We start from the raw sequence: 18,680 nt of genomic DNA on the forward strand, positions 1-18,680 counted from the left end.
CGCTTTTTCTAACAGCATGAGGGGGGGATAAATCCTTCATTTGAAAGGTTTCACATCCATGTATATGGTTTACAACATTTCTTTTAAACTGTCAAGCTGATTTAAAAATTTTTTCGATTTCAGCGATAAACCTGCATATTCCTGATAATATTGATCAAGAACAAATCTCAGTTCTTTTTTTGTCTCAGGGGAGACGGATATTTGACCAATGCGGTTTAAGTCAATAGAATAAAACAGCCGCAACAGCTTCACTGTCTTCTGAGAAATATTGAGCCTGTAAGGATCTTTTTCAAAACAGCGGCTGCAAATCAATCCGTTTTCTTTTAATGAAAAATGAAACGGTCCGTTTGTTTCGCCGCTTACTGCACATTTGTTTAATTCGGGATATAAACCGAGAACGTTGAGCATCTTTATTTCAAATATATTGGTCAAAATTTCCGCATCCTTTTCTTCATTCAGCAGATGAAGTGTTTGAAATAAGAGCTCAAACAAAAAAGGGTTTCTGTCTTTTTCATCTGTTCCTTTATCAAGGAGCTCTACAATATATGAAGCATATGCAGTCAAAAAAATATTTTCCTTAATCTCTCTAAAAGCGGAAATGATTTCTCCTTGGCTTAAATTACCCAATCCAGAAGATTGATGATACAAAAAATTTCCATACGTAAAAAGTTGGGTAACAGCTGCGAGGCGGCTGTTCGGTTTATTTGCGCCCCGTGCCATTACACCAACTTTCCCCAACTCCCTTGTATATATTGTAACAACTTTATTGGTCTCACCATATTCCGTTGTACGAATGACAATTCCTTCCGTCTTTACAAGCATTTCTCCACCATCCTATTGGATACAGCACTACTAAACAGGGAGATCAACCTCAGTCCGCTCTTCTTCCTTCATTTGACAATCTTTCGTCCGCTCCTTTTCAAGCTCTTTAAAAAGGAGATATGTGTCAATATTACCTGTAAACGTGAATACTTTCCAGGTAAAATCTAACATATTGTCCCCACCTTTCTGTCGTTGTTCCTAAGCTATATCCAATTCATTGTTATCATAGCCTTTTTGACTCATTTTCATGTTTTGAAAATATTTCTAACTTCCTTCAAGTCAATTAATATTCGTCTTCCCTAAATCCAAAATCTCGCAATTGCGACAGGCGATTTCTCCAATCTTTTTGCACTTTGACCCACAGCTCTAAAAAGACTTTTGATCCGAGCAAGTTTTCAATGTCAACCCTTGCCCTTTTCCCAATTTCTTTCAACATTCTTCCTTGCTTCCCAATGATAATACCTTTTTGAGAGTTGCGTTCCACAACAATTGTTGCAGCTATATATACTGCATGGTTTTCTCTTTTTTCAATAGAATCAACAACAACTGCGACAGAATGCGGGATCTCTTCTCTTGTCAAATGCAATACTTTTTCGCGAACTAGTTCAGAAATGATAAAACGTTCCGGGTGATCTGTCACCTGATCACTAGGATAATATTGCGGACCTTCCGGCAAATACGCTTCAATTTGCCCTAGCAACGTTTCAATGTTGTTTCCTTGCAGGGCAGAAATTGGAACAATTTCCTGAAACTCGAACTTTTCCCTGTATTGGTCAATAAGCGGCAATAAATCATCAGGATGAACCCGATCGATTTTATTGACAACTAAAAATACAGGAGTATCGGTTTCCTTCAATCGTTCCATGATATATTCATCACCGCGGCCTAATCCTTCTTCAGCATTAATCATAAACAGAATTAGATCCACTTCTTTGAGCGTATTTTGAGCGACTTTCATCATAAAATCGCCCAATTTATGCTTTGGTTTATGAATACCGGGAGTGTCGATAAAAATAATTTGTGAGTTTTCCGTCGTATAAACCCCTTGTATTTTGTTTCTCGTTGTTTGAGGTTTATCGCTCATAATCGCAATTTTTTGACCGATTACACGGTTAATAAAAGTCGATTTGCCGACATTCGGACGGCCGATGATTGATACAAATCCTGATTTAAATTTTGTCTTATTCATGTAAATCCTCCGATGTAAATGCTTCTGGTAATAGTTGTTCAACTGTTAGCTCGTTATAGTCTCCGTTAAGATTCGCCAAAATCACCTTCATATTTTTAGGACAGAGCTCTGCTATGACTTGCCTGCAAGCGCCGCATGGCGATACAGGGCGCTTTGTATCCGCAACTATGGCAATAGCTGCGAATTCATTTTCACCTTCTGAAACCGCTTTATATATAGCAGTGCGCTCGGCACAATTGCACATGGAATAAGCTGCGTTTTCAATATTGCATCCTTTGTATACTTTTCCATCCTTTGTCAGAAGTGCTGCACCTACTTTAAATCGAGAGTAAGGTGCATAAGCAAATTCTCTTGCTCTTTTTGCTTCTTCAATCAGTTGATGGGAGTCCATAGCTTCCTTCCTTTCGTTTACGTTGCAGCTTATACTCATTATTTTACATCATTTTTCATTTAATTTCACGTTTATTTTTTCAGAAAATTCTACATTTTTCACGAAAAAACTTCAATTATTTTGGGGGCAAAAATGATGAATCCGATGACAACCGAAACGGCTGCATAAACCAATACTGCTCCTGCAGCTGCATCTTTTGCAGTTTTAAGCAGAGGATGAGATTCTTTCGACACAGCATCAGCGATTCGCTCAATGGCAGTATTGACCAGCTCTAAAGCTAACATTCCGCCAATTAATAGGAGAATGACAATCCATTCAATTAAGCTAATGTTGAAAAATAATCCGGCTGCGATCACGATGATCGCAACTGTCACATGAATTCTAAAGTTCCGCTCGGATTGGAAGGCTGCAGCTATTCCTTGTACGGCAAAATAAAAGCTTTTCAACAAAGTCTTCATGTTTATCCTGTTCTTTTCAATCCAAATTTCTCTAAAATTTCCTTTTGCCTTGAAAACATTTTTTCTTCTTCTTCTTTTGTCATATGATCATAACCTAATAAATGCAAAAAGCCATGAACAGATAAAAATCCGAGCTCTCTCATAAATGAGTGGCCGTATTCTTCTGCTTGCTCTTTCGCTTTTTCTATTGAGATAATGATATCCCCTAAATGAGGGGGGAGATCAGCACCTTGGATCTCCACTTCATCTTCTCCTGTTTCTTCAAGCGCAAATGAAATCACATCTGTCGGCTGATCTTTTCCCCGGTAATCCCGATTGATCTCTTGAATGTCTTTATTAGTAACAAAGGTTATAGATACTTCCGAATCTTTGGGAACACGTTCTTCTAAAGCAGCAAATTGCAGCAAATTTTCGATCGTTTCTATTTCCTCAGAAGAGAGTGTTTCCGTCTGGTCGAAAATGTCAATGGATAATGTCATGTTTTCTTCACCTTCTTTTCATGAAATTCCGGATATTCAATTCTTGAATGAAAAATCCCCTTCAATGTTTCACACAATATTTTTGCCACCGTTTCAAGCTCTTTAAACGTTATATCACATTCGTCGAATTGCCCGTCTTGAAGTTTATCTTTTATGATGGAACGAACAAGCTTTTCAATTTTTTCGGGCATCGGATTTTTCATTGAACGAACAGCTGCTTCTACACTGTCAGCGATACAAATAACGGCAATCTCCCGCGTTTGCGGCTTCGGACCCGGATATCTAAACTCACTTTCCAAAATAGGCTGATCACTATTTTCTTGGGCTTTATGGTAGAAAAATTTTAAAAGCGATGTTCCATGATGCTGCAGAGCAATATCGATAAATTCTTTCGGCATTTTATGCTTCCTTAACATTTCTGCTCCCTCTTCAGCATGAGCAATAATAATGTTTTTGCTTAGCTGAGGGGACAATTTATCATGCGGATTTTCCATGTTCATTTGGTTTTCAATAAAATAGCGCGGCCGTTTCGTCTTGCCGATATCGTGATAGTAGCTTCCAACTCTTGCCAACAACCCATTCGCACCGATCGCTTCGCAAGCAGCCTCGGCTAGATTGGCCACCATTACACTGTGATGATAAGTACCAGGCGCCTCCGTTAATATTTTCCTTAATAAAGGATGATTCGGATTCGACAGTTCAATCAGCTTCATCGTCGATAAAATGCCAAAACCTGATTCAAAAAAAGGCATTAAACCGATTGTCAAGACGGAAGAGATAACACCTGATACAATCGCCATAAGAAAATAAGAACCGATCTCTAGATTCGAATAAATTCCATTTTGAATGAATAAAATAGCGGTGATCACAACAATATTAACAGCCGAAACGAAAAGACCAGCTTGTAAAATTTTCGAACGGACGTTATGTTCCCCTAGAAACAGAATGGCTGCGATGCACCCGCATAAGTAGTAAAGACCAATTGTAAAATTAAATGTGCCAGTGACTCCATCATTAAAAATCAAGCTTCCGCAAAAAGCATATATAATGCTTGTCACGAACGCAAGGCGGTCATTAATCAAAAGCTTTGTCAACATAACTCCCATCAGCACCGGGACAATAAAGCCGATATGAGAATAGTCCATTTTTTGAAATAAGCTGATAATCTTCATGACCGTTAACGTTATCGCTAGGATGATGGTAAAGAGAAGCAATGACTGGTTTTTACTCGTAAAGAACGAGTTCTTTTCTTTTTCAAAAAAATATGCAAGATAGATCATCACTAATAAGACTAAAATGAAAAGACCAATGATCGGCTGAAATGTGTACTTATTATCTAAAAGGCCCAACAATTCCAGCTTTCTATATACTTCCCTGTCAATTAATTGGCCCTCTTCGACTATAATTTGACCTTGCTTAATTTGAACCTCCTGCACTTTTTCTTTTGCTTCTTCCCGCTTTTCATCTGTTGATTTTGGGTCAAATACATAATTGGAAATAATTGCGCTGCGTCCAATCTCTTCAGCTGCTGAGCGTATCTTATCCGGCAAATTCACGTTTTGAAGCCGTTCTTTCACTTTGTTTCTCGCTTCTTCTAATTTTTCAGCCGGAATCGGCTCGCTCATCGTTTCATTGACAGCCGTAACAACCGCATCTTTCGCCAGCGTAAGCTGTCCTTCATTTGCACTTAACAACGATGTATATACGCTTTCAGGATATTTATCATACATATCTCCTAAACTGCTTTTAAGCCTGTCAAGCTTCTCTTTGCTGCTCATTTCGGCATTAGATGAAGCCTCCATGATGGCATCAAATAAAGATTCGACCAAATCCACACTGTTGTCCGCATATTCTTTTTTTAGCACATATTGATCTTCCACGCTTTCAGCAGCTTCTTCTCTTCTCTTTTCCGTCATTTCCTTATCGACAACGGTAACAGGTGCGTAAATCGTTTGGTCGGATACTGAAAATAATTTGGCATCAAACGTGTCCGGTTCTACATTGCTGTATAAAACGGTAAACAAAATTACTCCAATAACGGGATATAAGAAAAGATGAAGGGATTTCATTTTTTTCAAAAAATGGAATATCGGCTGTTTCCTGTCTTTGCGATCCATTTTTCTTTTCATTTGTCACAGCACCTCCGATCAATTCTATGCAAAAATGACCCGGTCATGATGAGCGGGTCTTACTGATCATCTTTTTCATAAGCCTCAATAATTTTTGAAACGAGCGGGTGCCGCACGACATCAGTTTCCTTTAAATATACGAATGAAATGCCTCGAATGCCTGATAATTTTTCATTCGCTTCAAGCAGTCCTGATTTTACTCCTTTGGGCAAATCCACTTGTGTCAGGTCGCCTGTAATGACCATTTTGGATCCAAAGCCTAAACGGGTTAGAAACATTTTCATTTGCTGAGTTGTTGTATTTTGCGCTTCATCTAAAATAACGAACGCATCCTCAAGTGTTCTTCCGCGCATATACGCCAATGGAGCAATTTCAATAACTCCTCTTTCTAACAAGCGCTCCGTATGGTCCACGCCTAAAATATCGTGTAGAGCATCATATAAAGGTCTTAAATAAGGATCTACCTTTTCTTTTAAATCGCCGGGCAAAAAACCTAAATTTTCACCAGCTTCAACGGCCGGCCGCGTTAATATGATTTTATTTACAAGCCCATTTTTCAAGCAATGGACGGCCATGACAACAGCGAGAAACGTTTTTCCTGTTCCTGCTGGACCGATTCCAAATACTAAATCATGCGTTTTAATTGCTTGAAAATACTTTCGTTGACCTAGCGTTTTTACACGAATGATTTTTCCTTTTGCATTTTTCGCAACTTCTTCATCGTATAGGGATTCAAATTCATCGATCTTCCCACTTTTCGCCATTTTTGTTGCATAAAGCACGTCTTGTTCGTTAATCGAAATTCCTTTTCGAATAACCGAAAGAAGGGATTTCAAGATGTCTTCAACCAGTTCAGCTTTTTCTTTATCTCCTGAAACATATACCGCTTCACCGCGCGAAATGATCGATACGTTTAACTCTTCTTCAATTCTTTTTAAATGAACATCATGAATCCCAAATAAATTAATGGCTTCATTCGGATTTTCTAAACTCTGGCTGATTGTGACTAAATCTTCTGTCATTCTCTAATCTCCCTGAACCCGTTTTATTTTTACAATGTTTTCAATAACTTGGAAGTGTATTTTCAATCTTACTTTACCATTCTCGACGTCTTCGTGCAAAACTTTTTCGCCAACAATTTTGACATCTTTTCCAAGTTTTCGAAATAAGTCATTTTTCCCGGCAGCAATCGCTTGCCGTTTCGCTTCATCCACAGAATATTTTCTGTGAAAGGTTTCCGTCTCACGAATCGTTTCTTTCTTATAGTTAACTGGAAGATCCCATTTTAAAAATTTTAATGGACGCTCGTCTCGCTCCACCGCATATTGCGGATATTCCGATTCATCATTGCGAAACATCCCCCAAATAGGAAGGGAAAAAGAACGAAAGGAGAGAAAATGCTTCGTGACTGACTTTCCTGAAAATAACTGGAAAGTTGTTTGAAGCGGCACCTCCACTGTTGAAATATACCAAGTTTCGCCTAATATTTCTCCGTCTGCTGCCACTTTTCGTATTTTATCACCTTCTCCAACTACACCGGAAACTAATATTTGTCCTTTTCTAACAAAATCATGAACGTCTACTAAAGGTTGTCCTTTTTCAACATACATTTTTGCTATAACAGCTTCCTTCGCGGCCACTAAATGCCTCGGCCCCTCCACTTTGCTTTTTTGCTCTTTTTTCTTTTCGGCTACTTCCAGAGAATATGTCGTTCCTTTTAATTTGACACCGATCCATGTTATATCATCTATTTGGCTCATCAAACGATTTTGAACTGTTTGATTGCTCGATGTCAAAAACTGAAACGTCCCTCTTTTAATTCCTATTTTGTCCAATTCTTTTTGTATTAAATGCTCTGTTTTCGGACTAGCCCCTTTTATTTCAATATGCCAAATCATGTTGGATAAAAGAAATGTAATGGCAATGAACAGAACAATTCCAATAACAAACCCAAAATTTCTCCATGATTTTTTTAATAAAAATGGAAATCCTATCCTTTGGTGAAAGGTGCACTTACATTCATGTTTACGAACTACTTTTCGTAAAGCCTGTACATCTTTAAGGCGTATAAAAAAAGAAATTGCACCGTTTTCCAGCCGCTTTACATTTATTGTGACAATGCCAAGCCGCGTGCAATCGTTCAACATTCTTTCTGAGCCGGTTCCTTCCGCTATTACCTGAACGAAGCCTGTAAAATATAACAACCAATTGTTCCGCATCCCGATCCCCCTACTGATCAATATATAATACTTGTTCAATTTTCCCTTCTACAAGGAGCTCTTCTGGCAATATCGCTTTCATCACAAAATCGCTTCCTTTAATGAGCATCTGGCCTTGCTGCAGCAGAACTCGAATCTCTTTATCTGTAAAAGAAAGCAGTCCTTTATGATTTTCTATATATATATGCAATGTACCGATCATCGTAACACGGGGAAGATCCATCATGACGTCAGCTGGTATTTGCAATCCTTCTGTCAATATGCTTTTTATTCGCTGATGCCATTTTTTGCCCATAAAAGAACCCCCTTCATCCTCATATTTATGAGAGACAAAAGGGGATTAACACCATTAATTCATTTATTTTATGAAATTCGACCGATGGGGCTTTTTGGATCGGGGTTCATCTAAAATGACGCTCCAAATGACTCCTTTTGCAGCTGAATGCATGTGTAAAGCTGATGGTTTCTGTTTTTTATTTTTATTATGAAAAGATTTCATATTCGATTTGTCTTTTTCAGCTTTTTTTAGTTGGCTGGATAGGCCTGTGTGTACATTTTGAATTTGATTCCATTCATTTGGAGGGCTTGTCGAAACATTTTTTATCCTTTGTTTCGTTTGTTTTGCAACTTGTTTCCTTTTTTTCTGCTGCTCTTGATCTTTTTTATTTCTGCCAAACAAAGAAGAAATAATCCCGATTAAAATAAAAATGAACAGTGGATTTTCAAATATTTCCATATGACACCTCCTTTGATGGGCAGAAAGATCATTCTTCTTCATCACCAGCAGAGTTTTTTGTCATTTTTCCGATAGAATCACGCATATTTGTATCAGCGGTAATGTTTTTGATGTTCATATAATCCATAACTCCAATATTTCCTGATTTTAAAGCTTCCGCCATTGCAAGCGGAACTTGCGCTTCCGCCTCAACAACTTTTGCCCGCATTTCTTCAACTTTAGCGCGCATTTCCTGCTCTCTTGCCACCGCCATCGCCCTGCGTTCCTCCGCTTTAGCTTGCGCGATGTTTTTGTCCGCTTCCGCTTGATCTGTCTGCAGGATCGCACCGATGTTTTTGCCGATATCAACGTCCGCGATGTCGATGGATAAAATTTCAAAGGCTGTTCCTGAATCGAGTCCTTTGTTTAAAACTGTTTGCGAAATCATATCAGGGTTTTCCAGCACTTTTTTATGATCATCAGAAGAACCAATGGTGCTGACAATTCCTTCACCTACACGTGCGATAATCGTTTCTTCCCCGGCACCACCAACAAGCCGGTCAATATTGGCTCGCACCGTGATGCGGGCTTTTGCTTTCACTTCAATTCCGTCCATGGCAACCCCTGCAATAAACGGGGTTTCGATTACTTTCGGATTTACGCTCATTTGAACGGCTTCAAGCACGTCTCTTCCCGCTAAATCAATCGCAGCACAACGTTCAAAGCTCAATTCAATATTAGCTCTTTCAGCTGCAATTAATGCGTTGACAACTCGATCGACATTTCCTCCTGCCAAATAATGGCTTTCCAATTGATTCGTTGTGACATCAAGGCCGGCTTTATGCGCTTTAATTAACGGATTGATCACTCGACTTGGAATGACTCTGCGCAGCCTCATTCCAATAAGAGTCAAAATACTGATGCGAACGCCAGCTGCCAGAGCTGAAATCCAGAGCATAATCGGCACAAAAGAGAACAAGATGCCAAGCAAAATAAGACCTAATACGATAAGACCTAGTAAAAGAAAAAATGTTACGTCCATGTGATATACCTACCTCCTATTCATTTTCATTAATAGCTCTTACAACAATTCGTGAGCCTTCTACTTTAACAATTTTCACTTTTTTTCCTTTCTCAATATACGTTCCTTCTGTCACAACATCCAATCTTTCCTCTCCATCGGTCATTACTGTTCCTGCCGGTCGTAAAGCAGTCACAGTTACACCCGTTTTCCCAATTAAATCTGTACGATTTTGATTGGATACATAACCTTTCTCCGTGCTGATTGAATCATTTAAAATAATTTTTTTAAACCATTTCATACGCTTACCAATCACCTTTGACATGATGAATATTGTGAATATCGAAATGGAACCGGCAATAAAAAGAGAAACCGCCATATGTCCTATATGATCAGCTGCTAAAAATAAACTTAAAAGGACTGAAAGAAAACCGATTGCTCCAATAATTCCTCCTGGAACAAACAACTCTGCAATTATAAGCAGTACCCCAAGCACGAACAAAACAACCGTTTCCAATCCCGCAAGCCCTGCAATAAAATGACCGAAGAAAAACAAAAACAGTGCCAATAGTCCAATAAAACCAGGAATGCCAAACCCAGGAGTGTACAATTCTAACACAAACCCTAAACCGCTAATCGTTAATAATATCGGAATGGTATACATGTTTGTTACAAAACGGGCTATTTTTTCAGCAAACGTCTCCTCAGTCTCCTGGACTTTTGCACCTTCCATTCCGATCGATTTCAAAAGCTTTGCCCGGCTTTTGGCGATGCCTTCACCATACCCGACTTCCATCGCTTGTTTTGCTGTTAATGTTAGTAATTCTCCTTTTTCTGCACCATATTCGGGCATATCCAAGCTGCTGTCTACCATCGCCTCAGCGAACATAGGGTCTCTGCCATGAACCTCAGCAGCATTTCTCATCTCTGCTTTCCAAAACGATTGCACTTTTACTTCTGCAGCATTGCCATTGGAGTCAATGACAGCCGCTGACCCAATGGTACCGCCAGGATGGTAATATATTTGATCAGCCCTTAATGCTATATAAGCCCCTGCGGAAATCGCATGTTTATTTACATAAGCGATTGTTTTGATATCTGTATCCATAATCATTTTGCCTATTTCTATCGCTGCCTCTAAAGCACCGCCAGGAGTGTTCAATTCAAAAACAATGACATCCGCCTTTTCTTTTTCCGCCTCCTGAATGGATCGTTTAATAAAATGCACCAATCCTTTTTCAATTGTATTTTCAATCGGAATAAAATAAACTGTTTTCCCTTCAGCTGATTTGGCATCAAAAGACGCACAAATAATCGACAAGATGAGCAGCAGAGCGCAAATAGCGAAAAACTTATTGTTTGATTTCAGGCCTCTCCCCCCTTATTTTTTGCCTAATATTATTACGGACAATTGTGCAGAAAGTTTCAAAAATCAACAATTCTGCAAACAAACATGAAACGAAAAAATATTTTCATTATTTTTCATATTATGTTACTATTAAAAAAAATATATAACCATCTACTAGGGGTGTCCAATTAGCTGGACTGAGAGAAGAACGCGCCTGAAGTTCTTCAACCCTTTGAACCTGATCTGGATGATGCCAGCGTAGGGAAGTAGGTAGCGGGAGTATTTTATTGCCTTCTTTTTCTATATTGAATTGATCGGGTTCGTGCTAAAGCGAACCCGTTTTTATTTTTCACGTCCCATCTCCCCTCCTATTTTTCTATGCACATCTTCAGATAAAAAAATGGAGGAGGAGAAAAATGAAACATTATTTCGAAAACATGCAGTTTCCAGCAAGCAAAAAAATTTATGTGACTGGGTCGAGACCCGATATTCGGGTTCCGATGAGGGAAATTCAATTAACTCCCACGAAAACGGAAGCGGGAACGTTTGAAAATGAACCTGTAAAGGTTTATGACACGAGCGGTCCCTATACAGATCCTGATTTTCAGGCAGATATTCATAAAGGTTTGCCGGCTGTGCGCAAACAGTGGATTTTAGACCGTCATGATGTTGTAGAATATGACGGGCGCCAGGTAAAGCCTGAAGATAATGGATTTCGCAATTGGGAAGATCACAATATTGCCACACCTTTTCATCGAAAGCCTTTCAAAGCAAAAAAAGGTGCTGTCGTTACACAAATGCACTATGCAAAAAAGGGGATCATCACCCCAGAGATGGAGTTTGTGGCGATTCGTGAAAACATGGATCCTGAATTCGTTCGTCAAGAAGTCGCTACCGGCAGGGCCATTATTCCGTCCAACATTAATCACCCGGAAAGTGAACCGATGATCATCGGCCGGAACTTTCATGTAAAAATTAATGCCAACATTGGCAATTCAGCTGTAACATCGTCAATCGAAGAAGAAGTTGAGAAGATGCTTTGGGCCATCCGCTGGGGCGCTGACACAATTATGGACCTGTCAACAGGAAAAAATATTCATGCAACAAGAGAATTTATCATCCGCAACTCGCCCGTGCCGGTTGGAACCGTCCCGATTTACCAAGCGCTCGAAAAAGTAAATGGCGTTGCTGAAGAGTTAACATGGGAAATTTACCGTGATACATTAATTGAGCAAGCAGAACAAGGGGTCGATTATTTTACTATACATGCCGGCGTGCTGCTTCGCTATATCCCTTTGACCGTCAAACGGACGACCGGAATCGTATCCCGCGGCGGTTCGATCATGGCGCAGTGGTGTATGGCGCATCATCAAGAAAACTTTTTATACACTCATTTTGAAGAGATTTGCGAAATTTTAAAAACATATGATATTGCCGTTTCATTAGGTGACGGCTTGCGTCCCGGATCTATTCGAGATGCCAATGATGAAGCGCAATTTGCCGAATTGAAAACGCTCGGTGAATTGACGGAAATCGCCTGGAAACATGATGTCCAAGTCATGATCGAAGGCCCTGGGCACATTCCGATGCATAAAATTAAAGAAAATGTTGATTTAGAAAATGAAATTTGCAAAGGGGCTCCTTTTTATACCCTCGGTCCATTAACAACCGATATTGCTCCCGGCTATGATCATATTACGTCAGCCATTGGAGCAGCCATGATCGGCTGGTACGGAACGGCCATGCTATGTTATGTAACTCCGAAAGAGCATTTAGGCCTTCCCAATAAAGAGGATGTGCGCCAAGGTGTTGTTGCTTATAAAATTGCAGCCCATGCCGCAGATTTGGCAAAAGGGCATCCAGGCGCCCAAATAAGGGATGATGCTTTATCAAAAGCCCGTTTTGAATTTCGCTGGAACGACCAATTTAATCTTTCTCTCGATCCTGAACGGGCACGCGAATATCATGACGAAACTTTGCCGGCAGAAGGAGCGAAAATTGCCCATTTTTGTTCTATGTGCGGTCCAAAATTTTGCTCGATGAAAATTTCCCACAATTTAAGAAAAATGGCCGGTTCAAGTGATTCTGATTTCGTTCAGGAAGGTTTGAGGCAAAAAGCAAAAGAATTTATAGAGGGCGGGTCATCCCTTTATCGATAAATAATTTTCAAACTAATGCTCCTAGAAGCTTTAATGGCTTCCAGGAGCTATTCATTCATTAAACGTTTGATCAATCCCGCTGGTTCAATCGGAGCTAAACTTTTATGATATTCATCCACTTTCGATAAAAATTTTGATAGCTGCTTAGATTGCAGCGCTCGAATAATGGAGGCCGAAATATTTGTTTCCTCTTGCCAATTTCGAAAATCAAACACCATCCCGAATTTCGTTAATTTCTCCAAATTTATTTCTTCCTGTCCTGGAAGAGTGTGGTATACAAATATAGGAATTTTTTTGTATAAACATTCGCTGATTGTCACACCCCCGGGCTTTGTCATGATAAAATCGACGCGATTGTACAGATCGTTCATTTGTTCTCTTGAAGAGATGTAAGGTAAAGGAGTAATTCGTGGATGGTTTTGTTTTATTAATCGATCATAAAGCTTTCTGTTTTTTCCGCATAACACCATATAATGGATATCATCATCGCGGCTGATTTTTTCCGTTATCTTCTCTATTGAACCGACGCCTGAACTTCCTCCCGAAATTAATCCTCGATAAAAGCGCATGCTATGTACATGTTCATCTTTCCTTTTTGTAAAAGTTGGGTGAATAGGAATCCCTGTAACAAAAATCTGTTCTTTTTTTATACCTTTTTCGAGCAAATAATCTTTCATATATGAGTGACCGACAAAATGATAGTCAATTTCTCTTTTTCCCCAAAGGTGATGAATAAAAAAATCTGTGTATACATTGATAACAGGGATGTTGATTTGAGAAGAGGCTTTCAGCCTGGCAAGCAAGTAGGAAGGAAGAGCATGGGTACAAACAATCATTTTCGGATTCAATTCATCAATGATCTTTTTTAAATGCCGGAGAAAAAGTGCCTCATAATGGAAAAACCTTTTGGCGCTCTTTTGTTCCGCGAGCACTGACCTGTGGTACATATGGCTGTATGATTTAGGAAAACGGCCAATCCATTGCAAATAAAAGGAAGATATCAGCCTTTCTATTTTTCCAAATTTCGATGACAAAAGGTCCATTTTTTCGCAATGAATGTCAGGATCAAGCCGTAACAACCCTTCCATTAGGGCATCAGCTGTTTGATGATGGCCTGAAGGTATGGTCAAAAAAGGAAGATATAAAATTTTTTTCATATCGCTCACCATTGTTATTGATGGAGTTCTTTAAAAGTTTTTTCTTAATTTCTCATGGCTATTCGAAAAAAATTTTTTATAACAGTAGATGAGCAAAATCACTAACATAAATTTACATCGAAACAAAAAAGGAGACATGAACCCGATTCCTTGGTTAGAATAGATGTGCCAACAAACCATTCACACAAGGAGGTTCATGTCTCATGAATAGATTAGCACATCATCAAGGAATCCACAAGTTTTTCACGATGTTGGGGTTGGCACTTTATTTTTCAAAACCTGTCATGAAGCATCTCGTTCATATCGTGGATGCGATGATCACGAAAGGCTTTTCTGGAACGTTGACCGATCTTCATCATTGGAGCTTTCACCCCAATCATCGAACGACACTCAGCCATTTTTTCACGAAAAGCCCTTGGGATGAAGAGACGCTGCTTGGCAAACTCCAGCAATGGATGCTTCATCGTGTCGAACGGATCGCCAAACAGAAAAATCAACCCCTTTTTGTTTCGATCGATGATACGATTTGCCAAAAAATCAAGCCTTCGTCACGGGCAACGCACGCCATTCAAGTATAATGTTTTTCTTCCCAGTAAAAGTCATCCCAGCCTTCGTCACGGGCAACGCACGCCATTCAAGGGTGTGATTGGCACTATTCTCACACAGAGAAAAAGTCGATCTGGGGACATTCTCTTGTTTGGCTCATGGTTCATACGATGACCCAGGCTTTTCCCTTTGCGTTCCGCCTCTACGACAAGGCGGCTGGGAAAAGCAAGGGGGAACTCGCGATCGAGATGCTTTCTTCTTTGGATGTACGCCGTCCCGTTTATGTGCTGATGGATTCGTGGTATCCATCGCAAGCGCTCGTGGAAGCCTGTCTGAAAAAAGGATTTCACGTCATCGCGATGCTCAAAACGAACCGGATTCTCTATCCGAAAGGCATCGCCATCCAAGCCAAACAGTTTGCCCGCTATATCGAACCGAACGACACCCATCTCGTCACGGTGGGAGAAGAGCGTTATCGCGTGTATCGCTACGAGGGATCGCTGAAAGGTCTCGATGATGCCGTTGTGTTGTTGGCTTGGAAAGCCGATCAGCCGATGACACCCGAACATCTTCACTGCGTCTTGAGCACCGACCGGGAGCTAAGCGATGAAGAGATCTTGCGCTACTATGCCCAACGTTGGTCGATCGAATGCTTTTTTCGACAAGCGAAAGACCAGCTGAAGCTCGATGGGTACCGTGTTCGTCATCGTCGGGCGGTGAAACGGTATTGGATCTTGGTGCAACTCGCTTATGTGTACAGTATGGTCGAGTCCAACCGGGATTTCTCTACTGGGCTTGATCTTCTCCGAACGAAGAAAGGGCATAGTCTCGTCGAGTTCATTTACCATGCAGCGAAGCAAGATATTCCCATTGATGTTGTCAAAAAACAGCTCCATGCGGCATAAGGGGTACCCTGTTTGTCTCTTTTGGTATGGTAATTATTGTTATGAAAATTGCTCATCTACAGTTATAAATAAAAACAATTCGTATGCTAAAAAATAAACTGTAAGAAAAAAAGTGAAAGGTGTTGCAAATGGGAAGGTTGAGATATTGTTTTTTTAAGTTTTGGTGCCTATTGGATCCCATTTATTACCTTTGTTCGCGGCTTGAGTATGTGAGGGACAAGGAGAATAATCGTGACATTTTCCGGGTTCGATTGACAAAATATAAAGGAAGGGAAATAATTCTTTCAGACGGTACAAAAATTAAAAAAAATGATCTTCTGTTAAAAATACATCTTCATAACGTCTATTTAATGAAGGAACTGAATCATTTTAAGAGCGAAATTCAAAAAGGAAGATACATTTACTCTAAAACAGAAAAAGGGCTGCCAAATATCGTTCAATACTTGCGGAATCATTCACAATTTCACAATGTGAAAGGGATTATTGGAATAACTATTTTAAATAAAGGCTCTGAACGGCTGGGCTTTGAAACGTTTGCCATTCAAAATCCATTTTATAAATGGTATAAGCTTTTGACATTTACCCCTATGTATTTCATCATTCAATATCGTTTCGATAGCTTGAAGCGGCCGCCGAAATATTTAATGATGTCAAAAGAAAAACTGCTCAAACTATATGGATAGAACGGTTTTCCCTTCATCAAAAAAGAGCGTATGAACAGCTCATGCGCCGCTTATACGCTCCGTCATGTTGATCCCATTGAGGTTTCAATGAAAATATTTGGGTTAACTCCGAAATAAATCCTTTCCCTTTCAGAGCAAATAGTGCTGTCGTTTTTCCCTGTTCTCACAGCTAGATAGACGTGTGCTCTTTTCGATAGGTTTTCCTTTATTGCCGCCGTATTTTCCCGATAATCTTCATTGAGATCAGCGATCTTTCCGAATGTTTTCCTTCATTGTTGCCCTCTGCTCAATTTTTTGCGGACATTTGCATAGCAGCTATATTCTTTCGCCGACAAGCTTGCTATCAACAACTGAACCACTATTGATGAATTGCAAGGCAGCTACATTCATTAATCGACTGCCGCAGTCCATAGGATGAATCCGCTGCAAAAACTTAAAAGCTTGCCGCACATAGAAAGCGGCAAGCTTTTTACTCGAATTATGAAAGCAAACCCTGAACCAATTTATTGACAAGCGAGCCATCTGCTTTTCCTTTTACTTTTGGCATAACGGCTCCCATTACTTTTCCCATATCGGATTTGGACGTTGCGTTCACTTCCGAAATTGTTGTTTTAATAATTTGTATTAATTCCTCTTCAGATAATTGCTCAGGCATATATTCAGTTATTACTGCAATTTCAGCTTTCACTTTTTCAACTAAATCTGAACGACCTGCATTTTCAAATTCTTGGAGGGAGTCTTTACGTTGCTTTAATTCTCGAGAAAGTACCGTTAATTCCTCTTCTTCAGTCAACTCACTTTTTCCGAGTTTAATCGCTTCATTTTGCAAGGATGCTTTTACCATGCGAATGACTGAAAGGCGATCTTTCTCTTTATTTTTCATCGCTTGCTTCATATCTTGATTTAAACGCTCAAGAAGACCCATAATTAATATACACCCTCTTTTAATATTTACGCTTTCTTGCAGCTTCAGATTTTTTCTTGCGTCTTACGCTAGGCTTCTCATAAAATTCGCGCTTTCTATATTCCTGCAAAGTACCAGTTTTTGATACTTGGCGTCTGAAGCGGCGAAGAGCATCCTCAAGCGATTCGTTTTTACGTACGATCGTTTTAGACATCCTTTTTCCCTCCCTCCGATCAAAGCCAGTTCATGTTCCTTATCAAAAAGAACATTTACTAAGTTAGTATAATATAATCGATTTATTTGGTCAATGTTCAAAACATCTTTCCTATTCCTTATGACTTTTTTTTATCGGACAGGTTTACAAGACTGTTTTATATCAGCTTTTGTATGGAAGAATTTCCAAATTCATCATGTATATAAGGAAATGATTCAAGATCGTTTGAAAGCCGCTAAACAGCTGTCTGAAAAAATATAACTAGTTCGATTGAAAAAAATTACTCGTTCATAAGGTCTTATTGTGACACCTTGTCCATAGACTGTTGATGAGGTGGTTTTCATGGGAATGCAATTGCTGTTATTATGTTTTTCTTGTTTCCTTTTATTTTTTTGCGGAATGGCAATGATGAAATACGGATTTCAGCAAATGTCCCATAGGCAGCTGGAGAAATGGCTGTACAACTGCACGAATGCCCCAATCAAATCCTTTCTAACCGGCATGATTGCAACAGCTCTTGTTCATAGCAGTTCTCTAGTGATGGTGATTACAGTTAGTTTTGTTTCCGCTGGTTTGTTAAAGTTTAAAGATGCAATTGGAATTATTTTAGGTTCCAATGTCGGGACGACCTTTACGACCGAATTTCTAGCCGTTGAAATAGATGACTATTTAGGGATGATGTTTGCAATTTCTCTTCTTCTCATGCTTTTTAAAAACAGAATTTTATTTTCATTAGGCTGTTCATGCTTCGGCATATCGTGTATTTTTTTAGCTTTGAACGGGTTTGAAAAAGCTGCTTTTCTTTTGTCTGACCTGCAGGTTATGTCTGATCTACTTGCCAAATCGAGTGACCATTTGCTTTTTTCTGTCGGAATAAGCGCGGTCTTCACCGGAATTATTCAATCATCAACTGCATTAATCGGAATTGTCATGAGCTTTATGAACGAACAGCTGCTGCCATTAGAAACAGGATTAGCTTTTGTTCTCGGCGCAAATATCGGCACCTGCATTACAGCTTTATTGGCCTCGATCGGCTCTAAACAAGAAGCGAAATATACTGCTTTTGCCCATCTTTGGCTGAATGTGTTTGGAGTGATCCTGTTCGTTCCGCTTATTCCTTTTTTCGCAAATAATTTAAAATTGTTAACAAATGAACCAGATTTCCAAATCGCTCACTTTAGTCTGATTTTTAACTTGATAACTTCTTTAATCATTCTCCCGTTTGCGAATCAATATGCAAATTTTGTATTATGGTGGACAAAAACTATTTCAGCATGGATAAAAAAATAATCCCGCAACAAACTGCGGGAAAACTTTTTTAAACTAAATGTAAAAAATCCA

The 18,680-nt window shown here is 39.4% G+C and carries 19 protein-coding genes, 1 pseudogene and 1 riboswitch; of the genes and pseudogenes, 4 read left to right on the forward strand and 16 right to left on the reverse strand.

Annotation, left to right across the window (positions count from 1 at the left end):
* Positions 1–69 precede the first annotated feature (69 nt).
* The 13 genes from recO to NSS70_RS14390 all read right to left on the reverse strand — a co-directional run bounded on the left by recO (position 70) and on the right by NSS70_RS14390 (position 10,744).
* Positions 70–822, reverse strand: coding sequence for a DNA repair protein RecO (gene recO, locus NSS70_RS14330; RefSeq protein ID WP_339210129.1), 753 nt, complete (start codon positions 820–822; stop codon positions 70–72).
* 30 nt (positions 823–852) lie between these two features.
* Complete coding sequence (locus tag NSS70_RS14335; protein WP_065095532.1) at positions 853–993, reverse strand: YqzL family protein; 141 nt, start codon at positions 991–993, stop codon at positions 853–855.
* Between the two features lie 112 nt (positions 994–1,105).
* A complete protein-coding gene (gene era / locus NSS70_RS14340) occupies positions 1,106–2,011 on the reverse strand; it encodes a GTPase Era (RefSeq protein ID WP_063388046.1) in 906 nt (301 codons plus the stop codon).
* A complete protein-coding gene (locus NSS70_RS14345) occupies positions 2,004–2,402 on the reverse strand; it encodes a cytidine deaminase (protein WP_063388045.1) in 399 nt (132 codons plus the stop codon). The genes era and NSS70_RS14345 overlap by 8 nt, the downstream gene beginning before the upstream one ends.
* A gap of 98 nt (positions 2,403–2,500) precedes the next feature.
* A complete protein-coding gene (locus tag NSS70_RS14350; RefSeq protein ID WP_339210131.1) occupies positions 2,501–2,860 on the reverse strand; it encodes a diacylglycerol kinase family protein in 360 nt (119 codons plus the stop codon).
* Positions 2,861–2,862: 2 nt separating this feature from the next.
* Positions 2,863–3,339, reverse strand: a complete 477-nt coding sequence (gene ybeY / locus NSS70_RS14355) for an rRNA maturation RNase YbeY (protein ID WP_063388043.1) — start codon at positions 3,337–3,339, stop codon at positions 2,863–2,865.
* Positions 3,336–5,468, reverse strand: coding sequence for an HD family phosphohydrolase (locus NSS70_RS14360; RefSeq protein ID WP_340881831.1), 2,133 nt, complete (start codon positions 5,466–5,468; stop codon positions 3,336–3,338). The genes ybeY and NSS70_RS14360 overlap by 4 nt, the downstream gene beginning before the upstream one ends.
* A 59-nt stretch (positions 5,469–5,527) precedes the next feature.
* The gene (locus NSS70_RS14365; protein ID WP_339196858.1) at positions 5,528–6,490 is read right to left on the reverse strand and encodes a PhoH family protein; all 963 of its coding nucleotides are present in this window, start codon (positions 6,488–6,490) and stop codon (positions 5,528–5,530) included.
* A 3-nt stretch (positions 6,491–6,493) separates the two neighbouring features.
* Positions 6,494–7,687, reverse strand: a complete 1,194-nt coding sequence (gene yqfD / locus NSS70_RS14370) for a sporulation protein YqfD (RefSeq protein WP_063388040.1) — start codon at positions 7,685–7,687, stop codon at positions 6,494–6,496.
* Between the two features lie 10 nt (positions 7,688–7,697).
* Entirely contained in the window at positions 7,698–7,982 is a 285-nt protein-coding gene (yqfC, locus tag NSS70_RS14375) for a sporulation protein YqfC (protein ID WP_063388039.1), read from the reverse strand.
* A gap of 63 nt (positions 7,983–8,045) precedes the next feature.
* The gene (locus tag NSS70_RS14380; RefSeq protein WP_339196860.1) at positions 8,046–8,423 is read right to left on the reverse strand and encodes a hypothetical protein; all 378 of its coding nucleotides are present in this window, start codon (positions 8,421–8,423) and stop codon (positions 8,046–8,048) included.
* A 28-nt stretch (positions 8,424–8,451) separates the two neighbouring features.
* The gene (gene floA, locus NSS70_RS14385; protein ID WP_339193102.1) at positions 8,452–9,444 is read right to left on the reverse strand and encodes a flotillin-like protein FloA; all 993 of its coding nucleotides are present in this window, start codon (positions 9,442–9,444) and stop codon (positions 8,452–8,454) included.
* A gap of 16 nt (positions 9,445–9,460) precedes the next feature.
* A complete protein-coding gene (locus NSS70_RS14390; protein WP_339196862.1) occupies positions 9,461–10,744 on the reverse strand; it encodes an NfeD family protein in 1,284 nt (427 codons plus the stop codon).
* Between the two features lie 193 nt (positions 10,745–10,937).
* Positions 10,938–11,053, forward strand: a riboswitch (TPP riboswitch).
* Between the two features lie 134 nt (positions 11,054–11,187).
* Here NSS70_RS14390 and thiC point away from each other — a divergent pair.
* Positions 11,188–12,930 (forward strand): phosphomethylpyrimidine synthase ThiC, encoded by a 1,743-nt coding sequence (thiC, locus tag NSS70_RS14395; protein WP_340881834.1) that lies wholly within the window; start codon positions 11,188–11,190, stop codon positions 12,928–12,930.
* Positions 12,931–12,977: 47 nt separating this feature from the next.
* Here thiC and NSS70_RS14400 read toward each other — a convergent pair whose 3' ends face one another.
* Complete coding sequence (locus NSS70_RS14400) at positions 12,978–14,087, reverse strand: MGDG synthase family glycosyltransferase (RefSeq protein ID WP_339196864.1); 1,110 nt, start codon at positions 14,085–14,087, stop codon at positions 12,978–12,980.
* A 203-nt stretch (positions 14,088–14,290) separates the two neighbouring features.
* On the opposite strand from NSS70_RS14400, the pseudogene NSS70_RS14405 reads away from it, so the two are divergent.
* Together NSS70_RS14405 and NSS70_RS14410 are read left to right on the forward strand one after the other, a co-directional pair.
* A pseudogene (locus NSS70_RS14405) lies at positions 14,291–15,538 on the forward strand (IS701 family transposase).
* Positions 15,539–15,666: 128 nt separating this feature from the next.
* Entirely contained in the window at positions 15,667–16,221 is a 555-nt protein-coding gene (locus NSS70_RS14410) for a YkoP family protein (RefSeq protein WP_339196866.1), read from the forward strand.
* Between the two features lie 478 nt (positions 16,222–16,699).
* Here the strand turns inward: NSS70_RS14410 and NSS70_RS14415 are convergent, their stop codons facing one another.
* Together NSS70_RS14415 and rpsU are read right to left on the reverse strand one after the other, a co-directional pair.
* On the reverse strand, positions 16,700–17,146 hold the full coding sequence (locus tag NSS70_RS14415; RefSeq protein WP_339196868.1) for a GatB/YqeY domain-containing protein: 447 nt from the start codon (positions 17,144–17,146) through the stop codon (positions 16,700–16,702).
* A gap of 19 nt (positions 17,147–17,165) precedes the next feature.
* Positions 17,166–17,339 (reverse strand): 30S ribosomal protein S21, encoded by a 174-nt coding sequence (gene rpsU, locus NSS70_RS14420; protein WP_063388032.1) that lies wholly within the window; start codon positions 17,337–17,339, stop codon positions 17,166–17,168.
* A gap of 342 nt (positions 17,340–17,681) precedes the next feature.
* Here rpsU and NSS70_RS14425 point away from each other — a divergent pair, with 342 nt between their 5' ends.
* Positions 17,682–18,629, forward strand: a complete 948-nt coding sequence (locus NSS70_RS14425; protein WP_130157933.1) for a Na/Pi symporter — start codon at positions 17,682–17,684, stop codon at positions 18,627–18,629.
* Positions 18,630–18,680 lie beyond the last annotated feature (51 nt).

It is taken from the genome of Aeribacillus sp. FSL K6-2848 (assembly GCF_038004325.1).
Lineage (GTDB): Bacteria > Bacillota > Bacilli > Bacillales > Aeribacillaceae > Aeribacillus > Aeribacillus composti.